Annotated in this window: 14 protein-coding genes; 6 read left to right on the top strand and 8 right to left on the bottom strand. The window is 39.9% G+C overall.

From position 1 onward, the window contains the following. Nucleotides 1-192 precede the first annotated feature (192 nt). Entirely contained in the window at nucleotides 193-291 is a 99-nt protein-coding gene (locus tag AC25Y5_RS06330; RefSeq protein ID WP_488139593.1) for a YjcZ family sporulation protein, read from the top strand. A 215-nt stretch (nucleotides 292-506) separates the two neighbouring features. Here AC25Y5_RS06330 and AC25Y5_RS06325 read toward each other — a convergent pair whose 3' ends face one another. Then, nucleotides 507-1,817: an MFS transporter gene (locus tag AC25Y5_RS06325; RefSeq protein WP_488139592.1), complete on the bottom strand. Its 1,311-nt coding sequence runs from the start codon at nucleotides 1,815-1,817 to the stop codon at nucleotides 507-509. A gap of 330 nt (nucleotides 1,818-2,147) precedes the next feature. Here AC25Y5_RS06325 and AC25Y5_RS06320 point away from each other — a divergent pair, with 330 nt between their 5' ends. Continuing rightward, nucleotides 2,148-3,764, top strand: coding sequence for an ABC-F family ATP-binding cassette domain-containing protein (locus tag AC25Y5_RS06320; protein ID WP_482102585.1), 1,617 nt, complete (start codon nucleotides 2,148-2,150; stop codon nucleotides 3,762-3,764). A 134-nt stretch (nucleotides 3,765-3,898) separates the two neighbouring features. Beyond that, on the top strand, nucleotides 3,899-4,567 hold the full coding sequence (locus AC25Y5_RS06315) for a hypothetical protein (RefSeq protein ID WP_488139591.1): 669 nt from the start codon (nucleotides 3,899-3,901) through the stop codon (nucleotides 4,565-4,567). A gap of 86 nt (nucleotides 4,568-4,653) precedes the next feature. Here the strand turns inward: AC25Y5_RS06315 and AC25Y5_RS06310 are convergent, their stop codons facing one another. Continuing rightward, nucleotides 4,654-4,950, bottom strand: a complete 297-nt coding sequence (locus AC25Y5_RS06310; protein WP_482102587.1) for a DUF1033 family protein — start codon at nucleotides 4,948-4,950, stop codon at nucleotides 4,654-4,656. Nucleotides 4,951-5,154: 204 nt separating this feature from the next. Here AC25Y5_RS06310 and AC25Y5_RS06305 point away from each other — a divergent pair, with 204 nt between their 5' ends. Further along, the gene (locus tag AC25Y5_RS06305) at nucleotides 5,155-5,817 is read left to right on the top strand and encodes a 5-bromo-4-chloroindolyl phosphate hydrolysis family protein (RefSeq protein ID WP_488139590.1); all 663 of its coding nucleotides are present in this window, start codon (nucleotides 5,155-5,157) and stop codon (nucleotides 5,815-5,817) included. Further along, a complete protein-coding gene (locus AC25Y5_RS06300) occupies nucleotides 5,804-6,988 on the top strand; it encodes a toxic anion resistance protein (protein WP_488139589.1) in 1,185 nt (394 codons plus the stop codon). The genes AC25Y5_RS06305 and AC25Y5_RS06300 overlap by 14 nt, the downstream gene beginning before the upstream one ends. Nucleotides 6,989-7,115: 127 nt before the next feature. Here the strand turns inward: AC25Y5_RS06300 and AC25Y5_RS06295 are convergent, their stop codons facing one another. The 6 genes from AC25Y5_RS06295 to murG all read right to left on the bottom strand — a co-directional run bounded on the left by AC25Y5_RS06295 (nucleotide 7,116) and on the right by murG (nucleotide 15,674). Then, nucleotides 7,116-9,035 carry a vWA domain-containing protein gene (locus tag AC25Y5_RS06295; RefSeq protein ID WP_488139588.1) on the bottom strand — a complete coding sequence of 640 codons (1,920 nt, stop codon included), beginning with the start codon at nucleotides 9,033-9,035 and terminating at the stop codon, nucleotides 7,116-7,118. A 10-nt stretch (nucleotides 9,036-9,045) separates the two neighbouring features. Next, the gene (locus tag AC25Y5_RS06290) at nucleotides 9,046-9,909 is read right to left on the bottom strand and encodes an ATP-binding protein (RefSeq protein ID WP_488139587.1); all 864 of its coding nucleotides are present in this window, start codon (nucleotides 9,907-9,909) and stop codon (nucleotides 9,046-9,048) included. A gap of 101 nt (nucleotides 9,910-10,010) precedes the next feature. Next, nucleotides 10,011-10,208: a DUF6501 family protein gene (locus AC25Y5_RS06285; RefSeq protein ID WP_488139586.1), complete on the bottom strand. Its 198-nt coding sequence runs from the start codon at nucleotides 10,206-10,208 to the stop codon at nucleotides 10,011-10,013. An 85-nt stretch (nucleotides 10,209-10,293) separates the two neighbouring features. Then, nucleotides 10,294-11,517 carry a 2-oxoglutarate dehydrogenase complex dihydrolipoyllysine-residue succinyltransferase gene (gene odhB, locus AC25Y5_RS06280; protein WP_488139585.1) on the bottom strand — a complete coding sequence of 408 codons (1,224 nt, stop codon included), beginning with the start codon at nucleotides 11,515-11,517 and terminating at the stop codon, nucleotides 10,294-10,296. A 69-nt stretch (nucleotides 11,518-11,586) separates the two neighbouring features. Beyond that, entirely contained in the window at nucleotides 11,587-14,397 is a 2,811-nt protein-coding gene (locus AC25Y5_RS06275; RefSeq protein WP_488139584.1) for a 2-oxoglutarate dehydrogenase E1 component, read from the bottom strand. A gap of 200 nt (nucleotides 14,398-14,597) precedes the next feature. Beyond that, nucleotides 14,598-15,674, bottom strand: a complete 1,077-nt coding sequence (gene murG, locus AC25Y5_RS06270) for an undecaprenyldiphospho-muramoylpentapeptide beta-N-acetylglucosaminyltransferase (protein WP_488139821.1) — start codon at nucleotides 15,672-15,674, stop codon at nucleotides 14,598-14,600. A 117-nt stretch (nucleotides 15,675-15,791) separates the two neighbouring features. Here murG and AC25Y5_RS06265 point away from each other — a divergent pair, with 117 nt between their 5' ends. Beyond that, nucleotides 15,792-17,138 carry an MATE family efflux transporter gene (locus tag AC25Y5_RS06265; protein WP_488139583.1) on the top strand — a complete coding sequence of 449 codons (1,347 nt, stop codon included), beginning with the start codon at nucleotides 15,792-15,794 and terminating at the stop codon, nucleotides 17,136-17,138. The last annotated feature ends 41 nt before the right edge of the window (nucleotides 17,139-17,179 follow it).

Below are 17,179 nucleotides of genomic sequence, written 5' to 3'. Positions count from 1 at the left end.
ATCTATCTCAATTATACCATGAAGCCCTATGGTGTTAACGGTTATTGTTTGATTAGCAATAAACATTCGTTTATTTAGGTAAATTGACCTGAAATTCACTTATTCAGGAAGATTAATGATAATTCCCCCACTCCCTCTTACGCACTCATGCATATGTTACATAGATGTTCGTATAGGAAGGCGGTGTATGATATGGGACGTGAATACCGAGGAGGCGAAAGTAATTCTTTCGCTCTGATTGTTGTGCTTTTCATTCTGTTGATAATTATTGGCGCCAGCTACATCTATTAATAGAATAAAGCTATTTCAATCAGAATTACCCATTGGAACCTCTCTGCTATAAGAGCGCTTAACTTGCGCTCTTTTCACATTAGTATCAAATTTAATGCCGTCAGCTATTTCCACCAAATCTAACTATGTCACTATTCAAATATGTACATAGGTAAAGTGGACGATGAATCAGATATAGTATCTGGCTCATCGTCCACTTTTATAAGTTTTATTTACTATTTGTTTGATACTTTTTTATCGCCAATCTTGAATGCTAGGATGAACATCGACACATACAATGATAAAATGATGACAAGTGTATAATTATGGTTTGCAGTACCATCGTAAACAATGGCTATCAAAAGTGGTAATAATCCACCCATGATGAAACCACCTGTTTGCATCATAGCGGTCCACGAGTTTGTTTCTTCCACTGTGTCTGTCTCATCAAGCGGTAAAAGAAGTGCTACTGGAAACAATCCTCCAAGTGGTATCCCCATTATAAACGCACCTGCGTACATCAGTGGATGTATGCCGGTCCATAATAGACCTAAAGCTATCATACCTGCAGTAAGCATAAGAAAGAGCCAAAACTTACGGGCTGGAAACTTTTGCATTAATAAAGGAATAATGATATTTAAAAAAAGTTGTACTGTTGTCATTATAGAGAGTAACAGTCCAGCTTGTAACAATGTCATTCCGCTAGAAATACCGAGTGGAGCGAGCCATGTAATGATAGAGAAAAAAGCAGATGATTGTAAACCAAAAAACAGTAAAAATAACCAGGCTTTACGTATTTTCCACGGAGATTTCAGCGTTTTTAAATTCAGCTGGGCAATTTGGGGATTAGACGGAATAACGCTCATGCTTGTTTTCGTTGCCTGGTACCAAACAGCTATACCAACAATAGCAAGTATAGACCAGATACTTAGTGAAAATGGATAAGACCCAGTTGATTCAAAAAATACTGCAGTCAAACCTGCACTAGCCGCAGAACCTACTCCCATTCCGAACGAATAGATTCCAATAACTGATGCAGTACGCTCGGGGAAATACTGTTTTATCATCGCAGAAAGAAGTGGTCCAATAATAGCGATGGCAATCCCGATAAAAAACGCTGTTACGATAAGCACTGGGAAACCGGAAACGAAACCACGCAATCCAGTCATTATCCCAATAATAATTATCATTAAGTAAATTGTACGTTTTAAACCGAACTTACGGTTCATAATAGGGGCCAATGAGGCAAATAACCCCATACAAATGACTGGAACTGCCGTCAAAAGACTTACCTGTGCGTTCGATAACGTCAATTGCTCACGAATTGTTTCCAGCATGGGACCAATCGAGGTAATTGCTGGTCTCATATTAACGGATAGAACAAATATAGCGATAATGATATAAATATTTTTTCTATCTATCAGTTGTTTCGGCATTTCTATTTCTCCTTCAAAATTCAGATTTACAGACTTGTACCCGTTTGAACCAAAATACATAATTTCGTATGAAAGTGTAAATGATGTAATAGTATGTGCAGTAAAAAACAATTGTGGAATACTCCTTAGCTTACCATCTAGAAAGCATGTATTGCTACAATATACCTTGATCCCACACAATCTTTGCGTGCTCCTACAAAGTCAGTATTTCTCAAGTCAGCAACATGATTGTTTGTAATATGGTGGCATTCCTAAGAGATTTAAACTTCTAAATTATGTGGTAATTAGAACTGATACGATTAATCAGCGTCTCCGAGTTGTTGATATCATATAAGGTATTTCAGATATATCGATTATAGAAACCATATAGAATTAGCATTGTTGCGCATGCGTTTTCTTTCGTGCTATAATAGGAGCATTGTGAATTTAGGAGGATTTTGAATGATAGCAGTCAGTAATGTAAGTCTTCAATTCGGCGATCGCAAGCTTTTTGAAGATGTGAATATACAGTTTAATCCTGGACATTGTTACGGTCTAATTGGTGCAAATGGTGCGGGAAAATCTACATTTCTTAAAATTTTGTCAGGTGAACTAGAACCTCAGTCAGGAAATGTCATTATGGACAAGGAAGCACGACTTGCATTCTTGAAACAGAATCACTTCGAATACGAAGAAAGTGTCGTTCTTGATACAGTTATTATGGGTCACAAACGTTTATATGACATTATGATGGAGAAAAATGCTATCTATGCAAAAGAAGATTTTTCAGATGAGGACGGCATGCGTGCAGCTGAACTTGAAGGTGAATTTGGCGACCTAAACGGTTGGGAAGCAGAATCCGAAGCCGCTATTCTATTACAAGGTCTAGGCGTCGCTGATGAATTCCATCAATTGAAAATGGCTGAACTAAACGGTTCCGATAAAGTGAAAGTTCTACTTGCACAGGCATTGTTCGGTAAACCTGATGTACTTCTGCTAGATGAGCCTACAAACTCACTGGATTTAAAAGCAATTCAATGGCTTGAAGAGTTTCTAATGAATTTTGAGAACACGCTTATTGTCGTATCCCATGACCGTCATTTCTTAAACAAAGTTTGTACGCAAATTGCAGACGTCGACTTTTCGAAAATCCAGGTTTATCCGGGTAACTATGATTTCTGGTACGAGTCAAGTCAACTTGCACTGAGAATGTCACAAGACCAAAACAAGAAAAAAGAAGAGAAAATCAAAGAACTCCAAGCATTTGTTGCCCGCTTTAGTGCCAATGCTTCGAAATCCAAACAAGCTACTTCTCGTAAGAAAACTTTAGAAAAAATAGAGTTGGATGATATTAAACCATCATCTAGACGTTATCCGTTTATCAACTTCCAAATAGGTCGTGAGATTGGGAATGACGTACTAAGCATTCAGGATGTTAGTAAAACTCAAGATGGAAATGTGTTGCTGAAAGATGCTTCATTTACTATTTCTAAAGAAGACAAAGTTATTCTTCTTGGAGATCCACTTGCTAAGACAGCACTTCTTCAACTGCTTGCTGGTGAATCTGATCCGGATTCTGGTGTAGTTAAATGGGGCGTTACGACAACTCATGCATACCTTCCCATCGACAACAGCGAATACTTTAGAGGCTCGGAAAAATCACTTGTTGAATGGTTACGACAATATTCACCTGATGACCAAACCGAAACATTCCTACGTGGTTTCCTTGGACGTATGCTGTTTTCCGGTGAAGAAGTGAACAAGGAACCATCCGTTTTATCAGGTGGAGAAAAAGTTCGTTGTATGTTATCAAAAATGATGCTAACAAGTTCAAATGTACTCCTTCTGGATGAACCTATGAACCACTTGGACCTAGAGTCAATTCAAGCGCTTAACAACGGCCTGATTGCATTCAAAGGCGCAATGATATTCACATCACATGACCAAAAGTTCATTCAAACTGTCGCAAACCGAATCATTGAAATACGTGAAGACGGTTCGATTTTTGATAAACTAATGAACTACGAAGAGTACCTTGAATGGAAAGACCTACAAGAAAAACAAAATAAAAAGAAATAAGCAATTGCCGTTTCCTCTTTACTGGAAACGGCAATTTTTTCTACTAAATGGTGTTTGCTGTCTAATTGGAATATAAAAAATTCTGTATGATAACCGTATAAATGGGTATAACCATATAGAAAGGAGTGTTTTTCATGAGGAGAATAAAGTTTCCCATCTTTTTGTTAGTGATGATCTTAGTCTTTTCAGGTTGTTCGAAAAAAGAGCCAACTACCCTTGATAATTCAGGATCAACTCATGGTACAGTTGGAGATAATGTCGTTAACGAAAGTGAAAATGAAAATGACGGTGAAATTCCCCTGTCAGACCTATTTATGCCGGATGGCTCAAAAGCGCATTATCTAGGAGAAGGAAATGAATTTGCAGAACTTGATATCCAGGTGACACGTCCATTCGAAAATTATATTGTCATCCATGAAAACAACGGAGGTTCACTTGTTAGACATATTTATAAAATTGAATCTGACAAAATAAGCATCTTAGAAGAAATGACTGTGGAATTGCAAAAAGATTTCCCTTCTCAAGAAGAATTGGATAAGTTAGAGCCGATTGGTGTTTATCTACAAAAGCCTCTTGAAGCAGGAACTACTTTTGGAACATGGACAATTATTGATACCGAAACAACGATAGATACACCGTATAAGAAGTTCGATCATGCGATAGTTATTGAGGAACAGACTGAGGATTATACCAACCGAAAATATATTGTTGAAGGTTATGGTGAAGTTAAACGGGAATCTATAATGCATATGGATGATGGTGAAGTCGTTGTTACTTCAACTTTGTCAACAATCGAAGAATAGGCTTGAAAAAGAGGCGTCCCTTCTCAGGACGCCTCTTTAAATCAAAGTACGTTTCTTAAGTCCAAGTACTATAAATTCTATTTATCTCAACAGAAAGCATCGGGCTTCCCGTCTTTCATCAAGATAACTCCGTGATATAATTGTAGATCTTCATCACAGCCATCGCAGAAATTTATTTCATCCTCAGACCAAAAAGCATAAAAGCAATTTTCTTTCATAGCTTCCCTCTTGTGTTTTGTTCTTAATTCGCTAGTCAGTTTTTTAAAATGAGCCTCGGCTAAAACAATATCGTCGAATGAATGGCGTGAACGGATTGTTTCCTCCCATTCATCAAACATCCACCAAGGCTCATAATCAGCTTTCATATATATAACTTCAAACATTTTTCGAAACCTCCCTATGTAACTCGTAGGTGAATGTCCTTCATTTTAACAAACTCCTACCTAATGTCCAATAAATTGCTTTTACATGCAAATTCAAATGGTAGGTACACAGTGCATTTATCGGGTATAATTGAAGTACTGACATGAAACTTTATTCGTTTTCAAACGTATAAAGTATAAGGTCAAAGGAGGTTTGAACATATTATGAAAGAAATCCAACAATTTTTAACCAGACACTTTATCACTGCACCGATCAGCTTTGGATCCTGGCTATTTTTCGTTCTGGGATTAGGTTTGCATATTGTTGTGGCCACTGGCCTTCTCGTAGCAATTTATCTTGGCGGAAACTTCGCTTTGAAGCAAATTCAACATTCATCCAATTTAAAAAAACTCGGGATGTCCCGTTCTGAATACAGTCATATAAAAGACCAAATTACAGGTGCTAAAATTAAAGTCAGAAAACTAAACAGTCTATACGGACAAGTACGCTCAGTCCAAGCATTTAAGCAACTGCATGAAATGAATAATCTGTCCCGAAGGATTCTTGGTATTGTCCGTACCAACCCAAGAAAGTTCTATTATGTAGAAAAGTTTTTTTATGCCCATCTTGATTCAGCAGTTGAACTGACTTCAAAATATGCTTTATTGGTCAATCAGCCACTAAAAGATAAAGATCTTCGCATTGCTCTTCAAAATACGCGCGAAACGCTTGGCGACGTTAACAAACAACTAGAGCAAGACTTGAAGAACGCATTATCATCTGATATTGAACAGCTCCAAATGGAGATTGACTTTGTCGATATCTCGATGAAAAATAGTAAAACACCGCTTGAACTGAAAGGAGATACAAACAATGACAGAAAATAACACTTCAAAAACCATTGATGATTTACTAAATAGTCCTTTTGATGTTAAAGAGCCACTCCTCCCCCAAGAAATGCAAACTAACAATAAAGAGCCTGATAAAAGTCTTAAACTGATTGATCGTTTATCAAGTGAGGAAAGGGATAAAGCAAAATTGCTTGCTGAACAAATTCCAGTTGGCAATTACGAGGCAATAATTACGTATGGAGCAAGTGCACAAGGCGAACTCTCAAAGTTCTCATCGCAGATGCTTGATCATGTTCAAAGTAAAGATATCGGTCCTGTCGGTGATGTTTTAAAAGACTTGATGAACAAACTTTCGGAAATAGATCCAGACGATTTGTCCGACAAGAAAAAGTCCGGTTTAAGCAGGTTATTTAATAAGGCTACACGATCTGTACAAGAAATGATGACGAAGTATCAGAAACTAAGTACACAAATTGACCGGATTGGTATCCAACTTGAACATTCAAAACGCGGCCTATTAGACGATGTTCAGATGCTTGATAATTTATATGATCAAAATAAAACATATTTTCAAGCATTGAATATTTTTATAGCTGCGGCTGAATTAAAACAGGAAGAAATTGCTAATGACATTATTCCGAAAATGCGTAAAGAAGCCGAATTATCCAATGACCAAATGGCATTTCAAGAAGTGAATGACATGGCTCAATTTCTAGACAGGTTGGAAAAACGATTGTACGATTTGCAATTATCACGACAAATAACGATTCAGAGCGCACCACAAATTCGAATGATTCAACAGACAAATCAAACACTTGCAGAAAAAATCCAATCATCCATTATGACATCCATTCCCTTGTGGAAAAACCAAATCGCTATTGCATTGACATTGAACCGACAAATGAAAGCAGTCGAGTCCCAGAAACTAGTTACCAAAACAACAAACGATTTGTTACTGAAAAACTCAGAAATGCTGAAAATCAATTCTATTGAAACTGCAAAAGAAAACGAACGTGGTATTATTGAAATCGATACATTGAAAAAGACACAAGAAAACTTAATTCAAACGATTGAAGAGACGCTTGTTATCCAAGCAGATGGTCGTGCAAAACGAAAAGCCGCCGAAGTAGAAATCGGTCGTATGGAAGAAGAACTAAAACAGCGACTTCTTGCTGTCCATGACAAAACACAAAACCGCCCAGTTTGAAGGCGGTTTTTTTCTCGGAAAATTATATTTCCACACAGTGTATCCCTTCTATCTTGAAATTTCACCAATTTCAGACTTACATTAAATAAACTAGCTAAACAGTCTTCCTGGGCTTTGACTATAAAACTTACGTATTTCTAATCACAATCGAGAGAAGTTTTCGCAATATCCGTAATGTCTGATCAGTAAAACTATCTACGGAGTTGGAAGATGCGGATTTATTACCAAACATCATTGAAAAGATAGCCTTTTCATCATCTGTGGGTTCTTCAGTCGAGAGAAATAAATGGATGACGGAAATACCTTTTTTTTCAGTTTCCATCACTGCTTCTGCTGTATCAAGTATTCCATTACGATCATAGCCAAATGCAGAAGGTTCTCCATCCGAGAAAACAAGCAGAAATTTATGCTTTTCTTGTCTTCCTGCCAGCTGATTTGCAATCCATCTAATCGCAAATCCATCGCGATTGTCTTCATTCGCATCGAACGACAAAATGGAAAGTCCGTTATCATTATAACTATCATTAAATGTGTGCATTAGGCCAAAAACATTTGGCTGTACCTCCTTCGTCGCATGGTATGCATCCTCATAATAAGATGAAATTAAATGTTTTATCCCAAGATGACGGAGTACGTCATGAAACAATAGTACAGCTCCCTTTGTTTCGTCCAATTTATCAAGCATGGATGCTGACCCATCAACGAGCAGACCAAACACGGCATCCAAATTGACAGAAGGTGCATTTTTCCTGTAAAAGGGTTTGGGTCTTTCATCGACGACTAATGTCGTTAACTTTGTTGAAAGCCGGCCTTTCATAAGTCTCTCTCGTCTCGAATCTTCTTTCAAATCGATACGTTTTTTTATTTCTACTACAAAAGATCGGACATATGGCCTTTGATTTTCACGCCAAATGGACAACTTTTGACGATTGTCAACCTCATCCACTACTTCTATCCGTTTCGCTTCGTATACCACGTTCATATGCTCTTTACCGAACATCTTTCCTGCTTTAATTCTGTGATCCTTTTTTTCAGTTTTATCACTCGTATCATCTGTCCATTGGTTATCATCATTACCTTCTGAATTTCCAGATCCAGTTTCTTCAATTGCAGCCCTTTCATCTCCACTTGCAGCATCGTTGGCATCACTTTTCCCGGAGCGTCCATGTTCTAGTTCAAATTCCAGATGAATACCTGATTCACTTTCGCTCTCACGATGCCAAGAACGGAATACTTCTTCAATTGTTTCTTTTGGAGCCTCCTCCCCCTGTTCGGCGTCAGCCATCCCTTTATGATAGTGGAATACCGTATTATCCAGAGTAATGGAGTCTCCAGCTGAATAGTACTGATGCATCAAGTCTTTGCTAAAAGACATCACAACAATCTGTAAAATTCTTTCTACAATTATAATATTGTCTTCGGTACTTCTTGAATCGTATGCTTGTTGTAAAATAGTTTGAATCGTTATGAAATCGACACTGTGTGGTAATATTTCCTCATTCCAGTCAATCGTCATCTCCGTAAATATGCCTTCATGAAGGCATATAAATAGCTGGTTCATCAAAGCATCTGCATAGTGGTTTTTATGTATATTTGATAACAAAACACCACGATGGTAATGTACATACGCTTCCCTTCTCACATCAAAAACGCTTGTAGTCCCTACTCTTTCTTTAATAATTAAATCGCTTAATCGAAACTCTTCCAACATCATTACTAGTTCTGAGGCGAAATTTCGCAGTGGTTGTGAGGTGTTTTTTATGTTGAAATTAATCCACGCATTAACGCTGAAATGCTTCCAATAACCCAATGTCAGTAAATATATATCAGAGAGTCTTCCAGCATGAATTATTTCTTCTGTTCGATGACGCCAAAATACGCTCATTGAAATAATTGCCTCTTTAGGTCGAAATTCAAGCAACTTTCGCTCGGTTAACTCAAGAAAGGGTGCATCCGCCAATGCACGCCCTAACCGTTCATATAATAAAAGAGTTTTTGCATCAACAGTTTCATCATTGAATTGTATGAATCGATTCATTTTCACCATACTAATCGCCTCATTTCACCCAAGTATCTACTAACTCCATGACAAGTCTGCGTTCGATAACATCATCCATTTTTTCTGCGATAGCGTACTGAACAGCGCGTTTTGTGGGTATATGTTCCGCTAGGCCGATTGCATCCAGCAAACTTCTTACTGACGCCGCTTCATCGGACAGCAGGCCATTCATGACCTGTTTTTTTAAATCAGTACTGATATGAAGGAATGTCTCGACAAGTTTCTTCGATGCATTCGGATGAGTATTTGTTATGACTGCTTCCAATTGTGCTCCACTCAAATAGGGCACTGTAAATGATACAAAACGATTTTTCAAGGCCTCGTTCATTGGAGAGGTCCCTACATACCCTTCATTTATAGCGGAAATAACGGTAAAATCTTCATGTGCAAAAACCACTTCACCAGTAAAAGGATTCGTCAGCATGCGGCGATGATCAAGGACACTATGAAGAATAGGTAACGTTTCTGGCCTAGCCATATTGATTTCATCGATGTATAAGATATGTCCTTTTTTCATGGCTTGCACTACAGGACCTTCAACGAATTCTATAAATGTCTCCCCTGCCTTACTAATAATCGTTTTAAAACCAAGAAGCGCTTCCGCATCTAAATCGACAGAACAGTTTATACTCTGCATTGGTTGATTGAAATAACTTGAAATTGTCTGCGCTAATTTCGTTTTTCCAGAACCAGAAGGACCTTTCAATAGAACAGGTTTTTTTAATACGATACTAATTAGCACATCTTCCCATAAATTAGGATTAGGGGATACATAACCCCCTTCTTGTATTAATCGAATCGCTTCGTGACCATGTGCTTTTTTCGACCGAATTTGCTTTTCTTTTTCTACGAGAGCGTTCATGGGTAGTCCTCCTATTAAAAAGGCCGCATGCCATAGAGTGGCTAGCGGACTTTTAGTTATTGTCTTGTAAATAAATTTCAACATAGAGACTTCACATCACATTATTCAAAATATGTTTTGTAATAGCCCCCGACTTTCCCAGAATTATCAAGTATAAAAATGAACTCATCAGTTTCATTTTTCACTTCATACTCTTTACCAGGTGTCAGAACGTTTGTAACTACATACTTTTCAGCCTCTGCATGTCTACAAACAACAGTACGGATTGCAGGTGCAGTAGTCCAATCTTTGAATGTCATAGCCAATCACGCCTTTCTTGTGGAATGAATAAGGAAAAATCGACCCGCTAACAGTAACGGGTCGATTAGTAACTATTTCTACGAATTAAGAACCAAGAAGAAGATCTTCTGGATTTTCAATTAATTCTTTTACCATTTTCAAGAAGCCAACTGAATCTTTACCATCGATAACACGGTGGTCATAAGATAGGGCCACATACATCATCGGACGGATTTCGACATTGTCTCCAACCGCAATCGGACGTTTTTGGATTGTATGCATTCCAAGGATTCCGACTTGTGTTCCATTCATGATTGGTGTTGACATCAATGAACCGAAGACTCCACCGTTTGTAATTGTGAATGAACCACCTGTCATGTCAGCAATCGTAAGTTTGTTATCGCGTGCTTTTTTCGCAAGTTCAACGATAGAACCTTCGATTTCAGCAAAGTTTTTACGGTCTGCGTCAATAACGTTCGGTACAACTAATCCTCCATCAGTTGAAATAGCGACACCGATATCATAGAAGTTCTTAAGAAGAATTTCATCTCCGTCGATTTCTGCATTAACGTAAGGATATTTCTTAAGCGCTGCTACAACTGCTTTTGTGAAAAATGACATAAAGCCTAAACGAACATCATTTTGATCGAAGAATTGGTCTTTCTTACGTGAACGAAGTGCCATAACGTTTGTCATGTCGATTTCATTAAACGTTGTAAGCATTGCAGTAGACTGCCTTACTTCGAGTAAACGTTTAGCAATTGTTTGTCGACGACGCGTCATTTTCTCACGAGTTATACGACCATCATCTACTACATCTGCTTTTGGAGCCGCTGCTGCAGCTGGTGCTGCTTTCAGAGTTGTACCATGAGCTTCTACGTCTTGAACACGAACGCGTCCCATTGGATCAACTGGTGATACTGCTGCAAGGTCGATGCCTTTCTCACGAGCCAGTTTACGTGCTGCTGGGCTGGCAATCGTTCTTTCAGAACCGCTTGCATCTTCAGTAGCCGCTGGAGCAACTGGTGCTGCTTCTACTTTTTGAACAGTTTCTGCCGTCGGTGCAGCTGGAGCTGCCGCTGCTGGTGCGCCTGATCCAGAACCAACAATTGCGATGACTTGTCCTACAAGGACTGTATCGCCTTCTGCTGCGAGATGCTCTTGAACCACTCCAGCTTCTTCAGAAATGATTTCAACATTTACTTTGTCTGTTTCAAGTTCAACGATGAACTCACCTTTTTCAACATTATCACCTGGTTGTTTCAACCATTGTGCAACCGTTCCTTCTGTAATCGATTCTGCAAGTTCTGGTACTATAATTTCTGCCACAATAAATTCCTCCTCTAGTCTACCGTTACAACGAGTTATAGCTATTATTTAGTATAACTTCACTTTACTTTACTTCTTCAATGCTTCATCTAAGATGCGGTTCTGTTCAATTTTATGAGATTCTCCGTCGCCTTCAGATGGGCTCGAACGGTGAATTCTTCCTACGTAAGAAACTTTCTTATCGCCTGCAATTTCACGGATATAATTGTTTGCAAAATGCCATGATCCCATATTCTTAGGTTCTTCTTGTACCCAAACGAGGTCTTTTACATTAGGATAACGTGCAATAATATCACTGATTTTTTCAGCTGGGAACGGATAAAGTTGTTCCACACGGACGATATGCAAATGATCATAGCCTTTGCCATCTTTCACTCGTTCAGCAAGATCAATTGCCACTTTACCACTTGCGAACAGGACTTTCTCGACTTTGTCGGTCTTCTTGCCTGTTCCTGGTTGTTCGAGCACGGTTTGGAAATGACCCTCTGTCAAATCGTTGACGTCAGCACCGACAAGCGGGTGACGAAGAAGTGATTTAGGCGACATAATCACGAGCGGACGCATTGACTTTTCTCCAAGCATTTTTGCTTGTCTGCGAAGGATATGGAAATAGTTTGCAGAACTGGAGAGATTTGCAACTGTCCAGTTGTTTTCCGCACACAGTTGTAAGTAACGTTCGAGCCTAGCACTTGAATGTTCAGGTCCTTGGCCTTCGTATCCATGCGGAAGTAACAAGACTAGTCCAGACTGTTGGCCCCATTTCGAGTAACTAGCCGAGACGAACTGATCGAACATGACTTGCGCCATATTTGAAAAGTCCCCGTATTGCGCTTCCCAAATAGATAATACTTTTTGGTCTTCTAGATTATAGCCAAATTCATAGCCGACAATTGCTGCTTCAGTCAAAGGACTGTTATATGCAACGAATGAAGCTTTTGAACCGCTGATATGATGGAGTGGTACTAATTCATCACCAGTTTTTTCGTCATGTAGTACAACGTGACGATGCGCGAAAGTTCCACGCTGCACATCCTGACCTGTCATGCGAATTGGGTTTCCATCTTGAAGAATAGCACCAAATGCTAGCGTTTCAGCATGAGCCCAATCGATTTTTCCTTTTCCGTTGAAAGGTTCTTCACGGCGTTTCAGAATTTTACCCAGTTTCCCGAACACATTGAAGCTATCAGGGTACATGAGCAACTCTTCATTCATGCGACGCAAGTTTGCTTCATCCGTACCAGTTTCAAGGTCTCTTGGATATCCTGCAAGAACTTCTTCAGGTGTAGCATTTGAAAGAAGTGTTTTTTGTGCTGTTTCTTCTTTAACTCTATCGTATGCAGCTTGCATCGTTGCAAAAACATCTGAATCGAGTTTCGTCACATCTTCTTCAGTCATGATGTTAGCTGAGGCTAGTTCAGAACCGTAAAGTTCACGAACCGTCGGATGCTCATGTATTGTATGATACATTACCGGGTTCGTAACAAGTGGCTCATCCATCTCGTTGTGTCCATAACGACGATAGCCGAGAAGGTCAATCAGAATATCTTTACCAAACTTTCTACGGTATTCAAATGCGAATGAAGCTGACGCGATAACTGATTCCGGGCTATCCGCATTGACATGCAGGACGGGCACTTCATACCCTTTTGCAGGATCTGATGAATAATGCGTCGATCTAGAATCGTAATATTCCGTCGTGAAGCCAATCATGTTGTTCGCAATGACGTGAATGGAACCGCCTGTTTTAAAACCGCGTACACGACTGTAATTGAATGATTCAGGAACAATACCTTGTCCCGGGAATGCGGCGTCTCCATGAATGAGCACAGCGTACGCAGCATCAGGGTCTTGTACAGGAATACCGGGATTATCCGTGTTTTCCTGTGCAGCTCTTGTCTGCCCTGTAACAACGGGATTGACGACTTCCAAGTGTGACGGGTTATATGCAAGAAAACGTTGCATGCCTGATTCGCCTTTATAGAGAGCACCCATATGGTATTTCACGTCACCGAACCAGCCCCGTGTCGTTTCAAGTGAACCGTCGGCAGGAAGGAACGGGTCTTCAGGGACACCCGCAAATTGTGCAAACATCATTTCATAGGGTTTATTTAAAATATGTGTTAGTACATTCAAGCGGCCACGGTGGGCCATCCCGATCAATACTTTTTTCATTTTTTGTTCTTCAGAAAGACGAACGAGTTCGTCAAGGAAGACGACTAGTGTATCAAGACCTTCAATAGAGAATCGTTTCGCACCGACGAAAGTACGATGGATGAATTTCTCAAAACCTTCAATTTTCGTCAATCGTTCGAGAAGTGCTTTTTTCTCATCAGCGGAAAATACTGTGGATACATTTCCGTTCTCTATTTTGGATTGAATCCAGTTTCGTTCTTCTTCATCAATTACGTGATCGAATTCATAGGCGATTTTACCCGTATACAAGGACTTTAAGTAGTTTACTGCTTCAAGTCCGTTTTCTACACTGGATGGGACATTTTTGAAGAAGAGTGAAGCCGGCATTGCCTTCAAGTCATTTTCAGAAAGTCCATAAGTGGAAAGCTCCAGTCGTGTTGAATCTTTTGGACGATCACTGAGCGGATAGATATCTGCTGCTAGATGTCCGTATGTACGGATGGCAGACTGCAACTGATAAGCGGATAATACTTTTCCAAAATCTCCGGTAGATACTGCTTCCACCGATTTGTTATGTCCCAAATCGTTCATTTCAGGCGCACCAAAACGGCTGAACATCTCGGCAAGTTCAGCATCTACAGACTCAGGTGACATTTTGAAGAGTTCGTACATTTCCATTATATACCCAAGGTTCGGACCCGAAAAAGCAGCATACGGGGAACGATGGGCGTCAGCATTATTCGACATGTAAAATGACCTCCACATTTGCCAACAGGCATATTGTGTTTATATTTTAATTCTTGTTAATATTACCACGCAAACACTTTAACTGAAAGGGTTTAGCGTTAAAATCATTAACTTTATTACCACGAACAAGAATACACCGAATTTTCATGCCTTGCAACTATTCGAGATATAAGTGAAGAATGAGAGAATCTCCATTTCGACTATTTCCGGTGTGACAAGATCATTTCAACCATTTCTTCCGGTATTATAGGAGTAGCAACTTTTTTCATATTCTCTATCAAGTTACCCTTCTTTTCTACAAAAGTGAAGAATTCTTCGGATAGTGGACTAAGCCCTACATCTTCTTCTTTCAACACATGCGCAAGACCGAGTGATTCGAAATAAGCAGCATTTAAAATCTGATCCCCTCTACTTTTTGCAGCGGAGAGCGGAATAAGTAGCATTGGTTTTCGTAATGCCAGCAATTCAAAGATTGCATTCGAACCCGCTCTTGAAACCGCAAAATCAGATGCCGCCAATAAATGTGGTAGATCTTCCGTCACATACTCGAATTGACTATAGCCGGAGGTACTTTCGAGCGTTTCATCAAGGTTCCCTTTCCCGCAAAGATGGATTATGTCGAACTTCGACATAATTCGAGTTAGATCTTGCCGGACAGCTTCGTTTAATACGGCCGAACCTTGACTGCCCCCCATAATGATCAGCACGTTTTTTTCTCCTGATAGACCCGCAATTCGCAAACCTTCTTTTCGGATACCATCGAACAATTCTGGTCTAATGATGGCACCTGAACACGTCGCTTTCCCAGTAGGAACATAATTCAGCGTCTGTTCGAACACCGTAAAGATATGATTTGAAAAAGGTAATGCCATTTTGTTAGCAAGCCCTGGCGTCACATCAGATTCGTGAATCACGACAGGCACTTTCGTCATTTTCGCAGCTAATACGACAGGGACTGAAACAAATCCGCCCTTAGAAAAAATGATTTCCGGTTTGATTTTCCGGATGACTGCTAATGCCTGGATAACACCAGCCCCGACACGGAAAGGATCCGTGAAATTTTTCATAGAAAAATAACGACGCAGTTTCCCGCTTTGGATGGCATGATAAATCACTTCAGGATGACCATCACCAATCAATTCCTTTTCGATGCCTTCGTGGGAGCCTATATAATGGATTTCATATCCTTTTTCGCTGAATACAGGGATAAGTGCTTCATTCACAGATACGTGTCCTGCTGTACCGCCCCCTGTTAATAATATAACCGGCGTTTTAATGTCCACTCACCTCTTCTACATTAAGAAATATGCTACAACTTTACGTTACCTCTTTGCTATTATAGCAAACGTAGCATGGTATAATAGTGTTTAATTGAAGAATAAAGGGTGATTTGTTTGGAAACAGCAGTTCCACTAAAGCAAAAATCAGTTAGATTGGCGACAATCGTATTGCCGATACTGGTTACACAAGTCGCTCTATACATGATGACGTTCTTCGACATCCTTATGACAGGTCGATATGATACATACCACCTTGCAGGCGTCACAATCGGTTCTTCTTTTTGGGTACCTGTCTATACAGGGCTCGCCGGAATTTTGATGGGGCTTACGCCAATCATTGCCCAGTATATTGGGGCGCGACGTAAGGACGAGGTCCGGCCATCCGTTCAACAAGGACTATACGTCGCGGTCGTATTAGCTGCAATTGTCTTTGCCATTATCCAGTTCGCAGTTGCGCCAATACTAGAAGCAATGCCACTCGAGGATGAAGTACGTATTGTTGCCGCCGCTTATTTGAAAGGAATGAGCTTTGGTCTTGTTCCTCTCTTTGCCTATACAGTGCTTCGATCGTTTTTTGATGCACTAGGAGCGACACGCGTCTCGATGTTCATCATTTTATTATCTGCTCCTATCAACATCTTCATAAACTATTTGCTCATCTACGGGAATTGGGGTTTTCCTGAACTCGGCGGTGCAGGGGCAGGATATGCTTCCGGAATAACCTACTGGCTCGTTTTCTTCATTGCCTGTTTTGTCGCGTGGAAGCGTAAACCATTTAACGAGTTCATGCTTTTTAAAGGATGGGAAATGGTTTCGTTCAAAAGATGGAAAGGGATTTTACTCATCGGTGTCCCTATCGGAATTTCAATATTTGTAGAGACTAGTATCTTTTCAGCTGTTACACTGATGATGAGTAACTATTCGACAGCAGTCATTTCCGCACACCAGATTGCACTTAATTTCACATCTCTTCTATATATGCTACCACTAAGTATTTCAATGGGTGCTACAATACTCGTGGGTCAGGCCGTGGGTGCTAACCAGTTGCGAGATGCAAAACAATATAGTTATCTAGGTGTTGGTTTAGCAATCGCACTCAGCTTTGTATCAATTGCAATTCTACTTGCTTTCAGGACGCCGATTGCTTCCCTTTACACGACGGATGAACAGATTATTGGTTTAGCAACACAGTTCTTCATCTTTGCTGCATTATTCCAGTTTTCAGACGCAATACAAGCTCCTGTACAAGGCGCACTACGTGGCTATAAGGACGTGAATATGACCTTCGTCATGGCGATTGTTTCCTATTGGGTGCTTGGTTTGCCAATCGGTTATTTGACGGCGACGTACACCGATCTGGGGCCGTACGGTTATTGGATAGGATTGATTGCCGGGTTAACGGTTGGTGCAGTTACACTTACAACAAGGCTTGTCTATATTCAAAAACACAAATTCAGTTAAAAAATAAAACCCGCGATGGTTGCATATAAGCTCGCGGGTTT

The organism is Sporosarcina sp. Y1011 (assembly GCF_057669885.1).
Note: the sequence above shows the minus strand (reverse complement) of the source record. Positions and strands in the feature narration are given on the sequence as shown.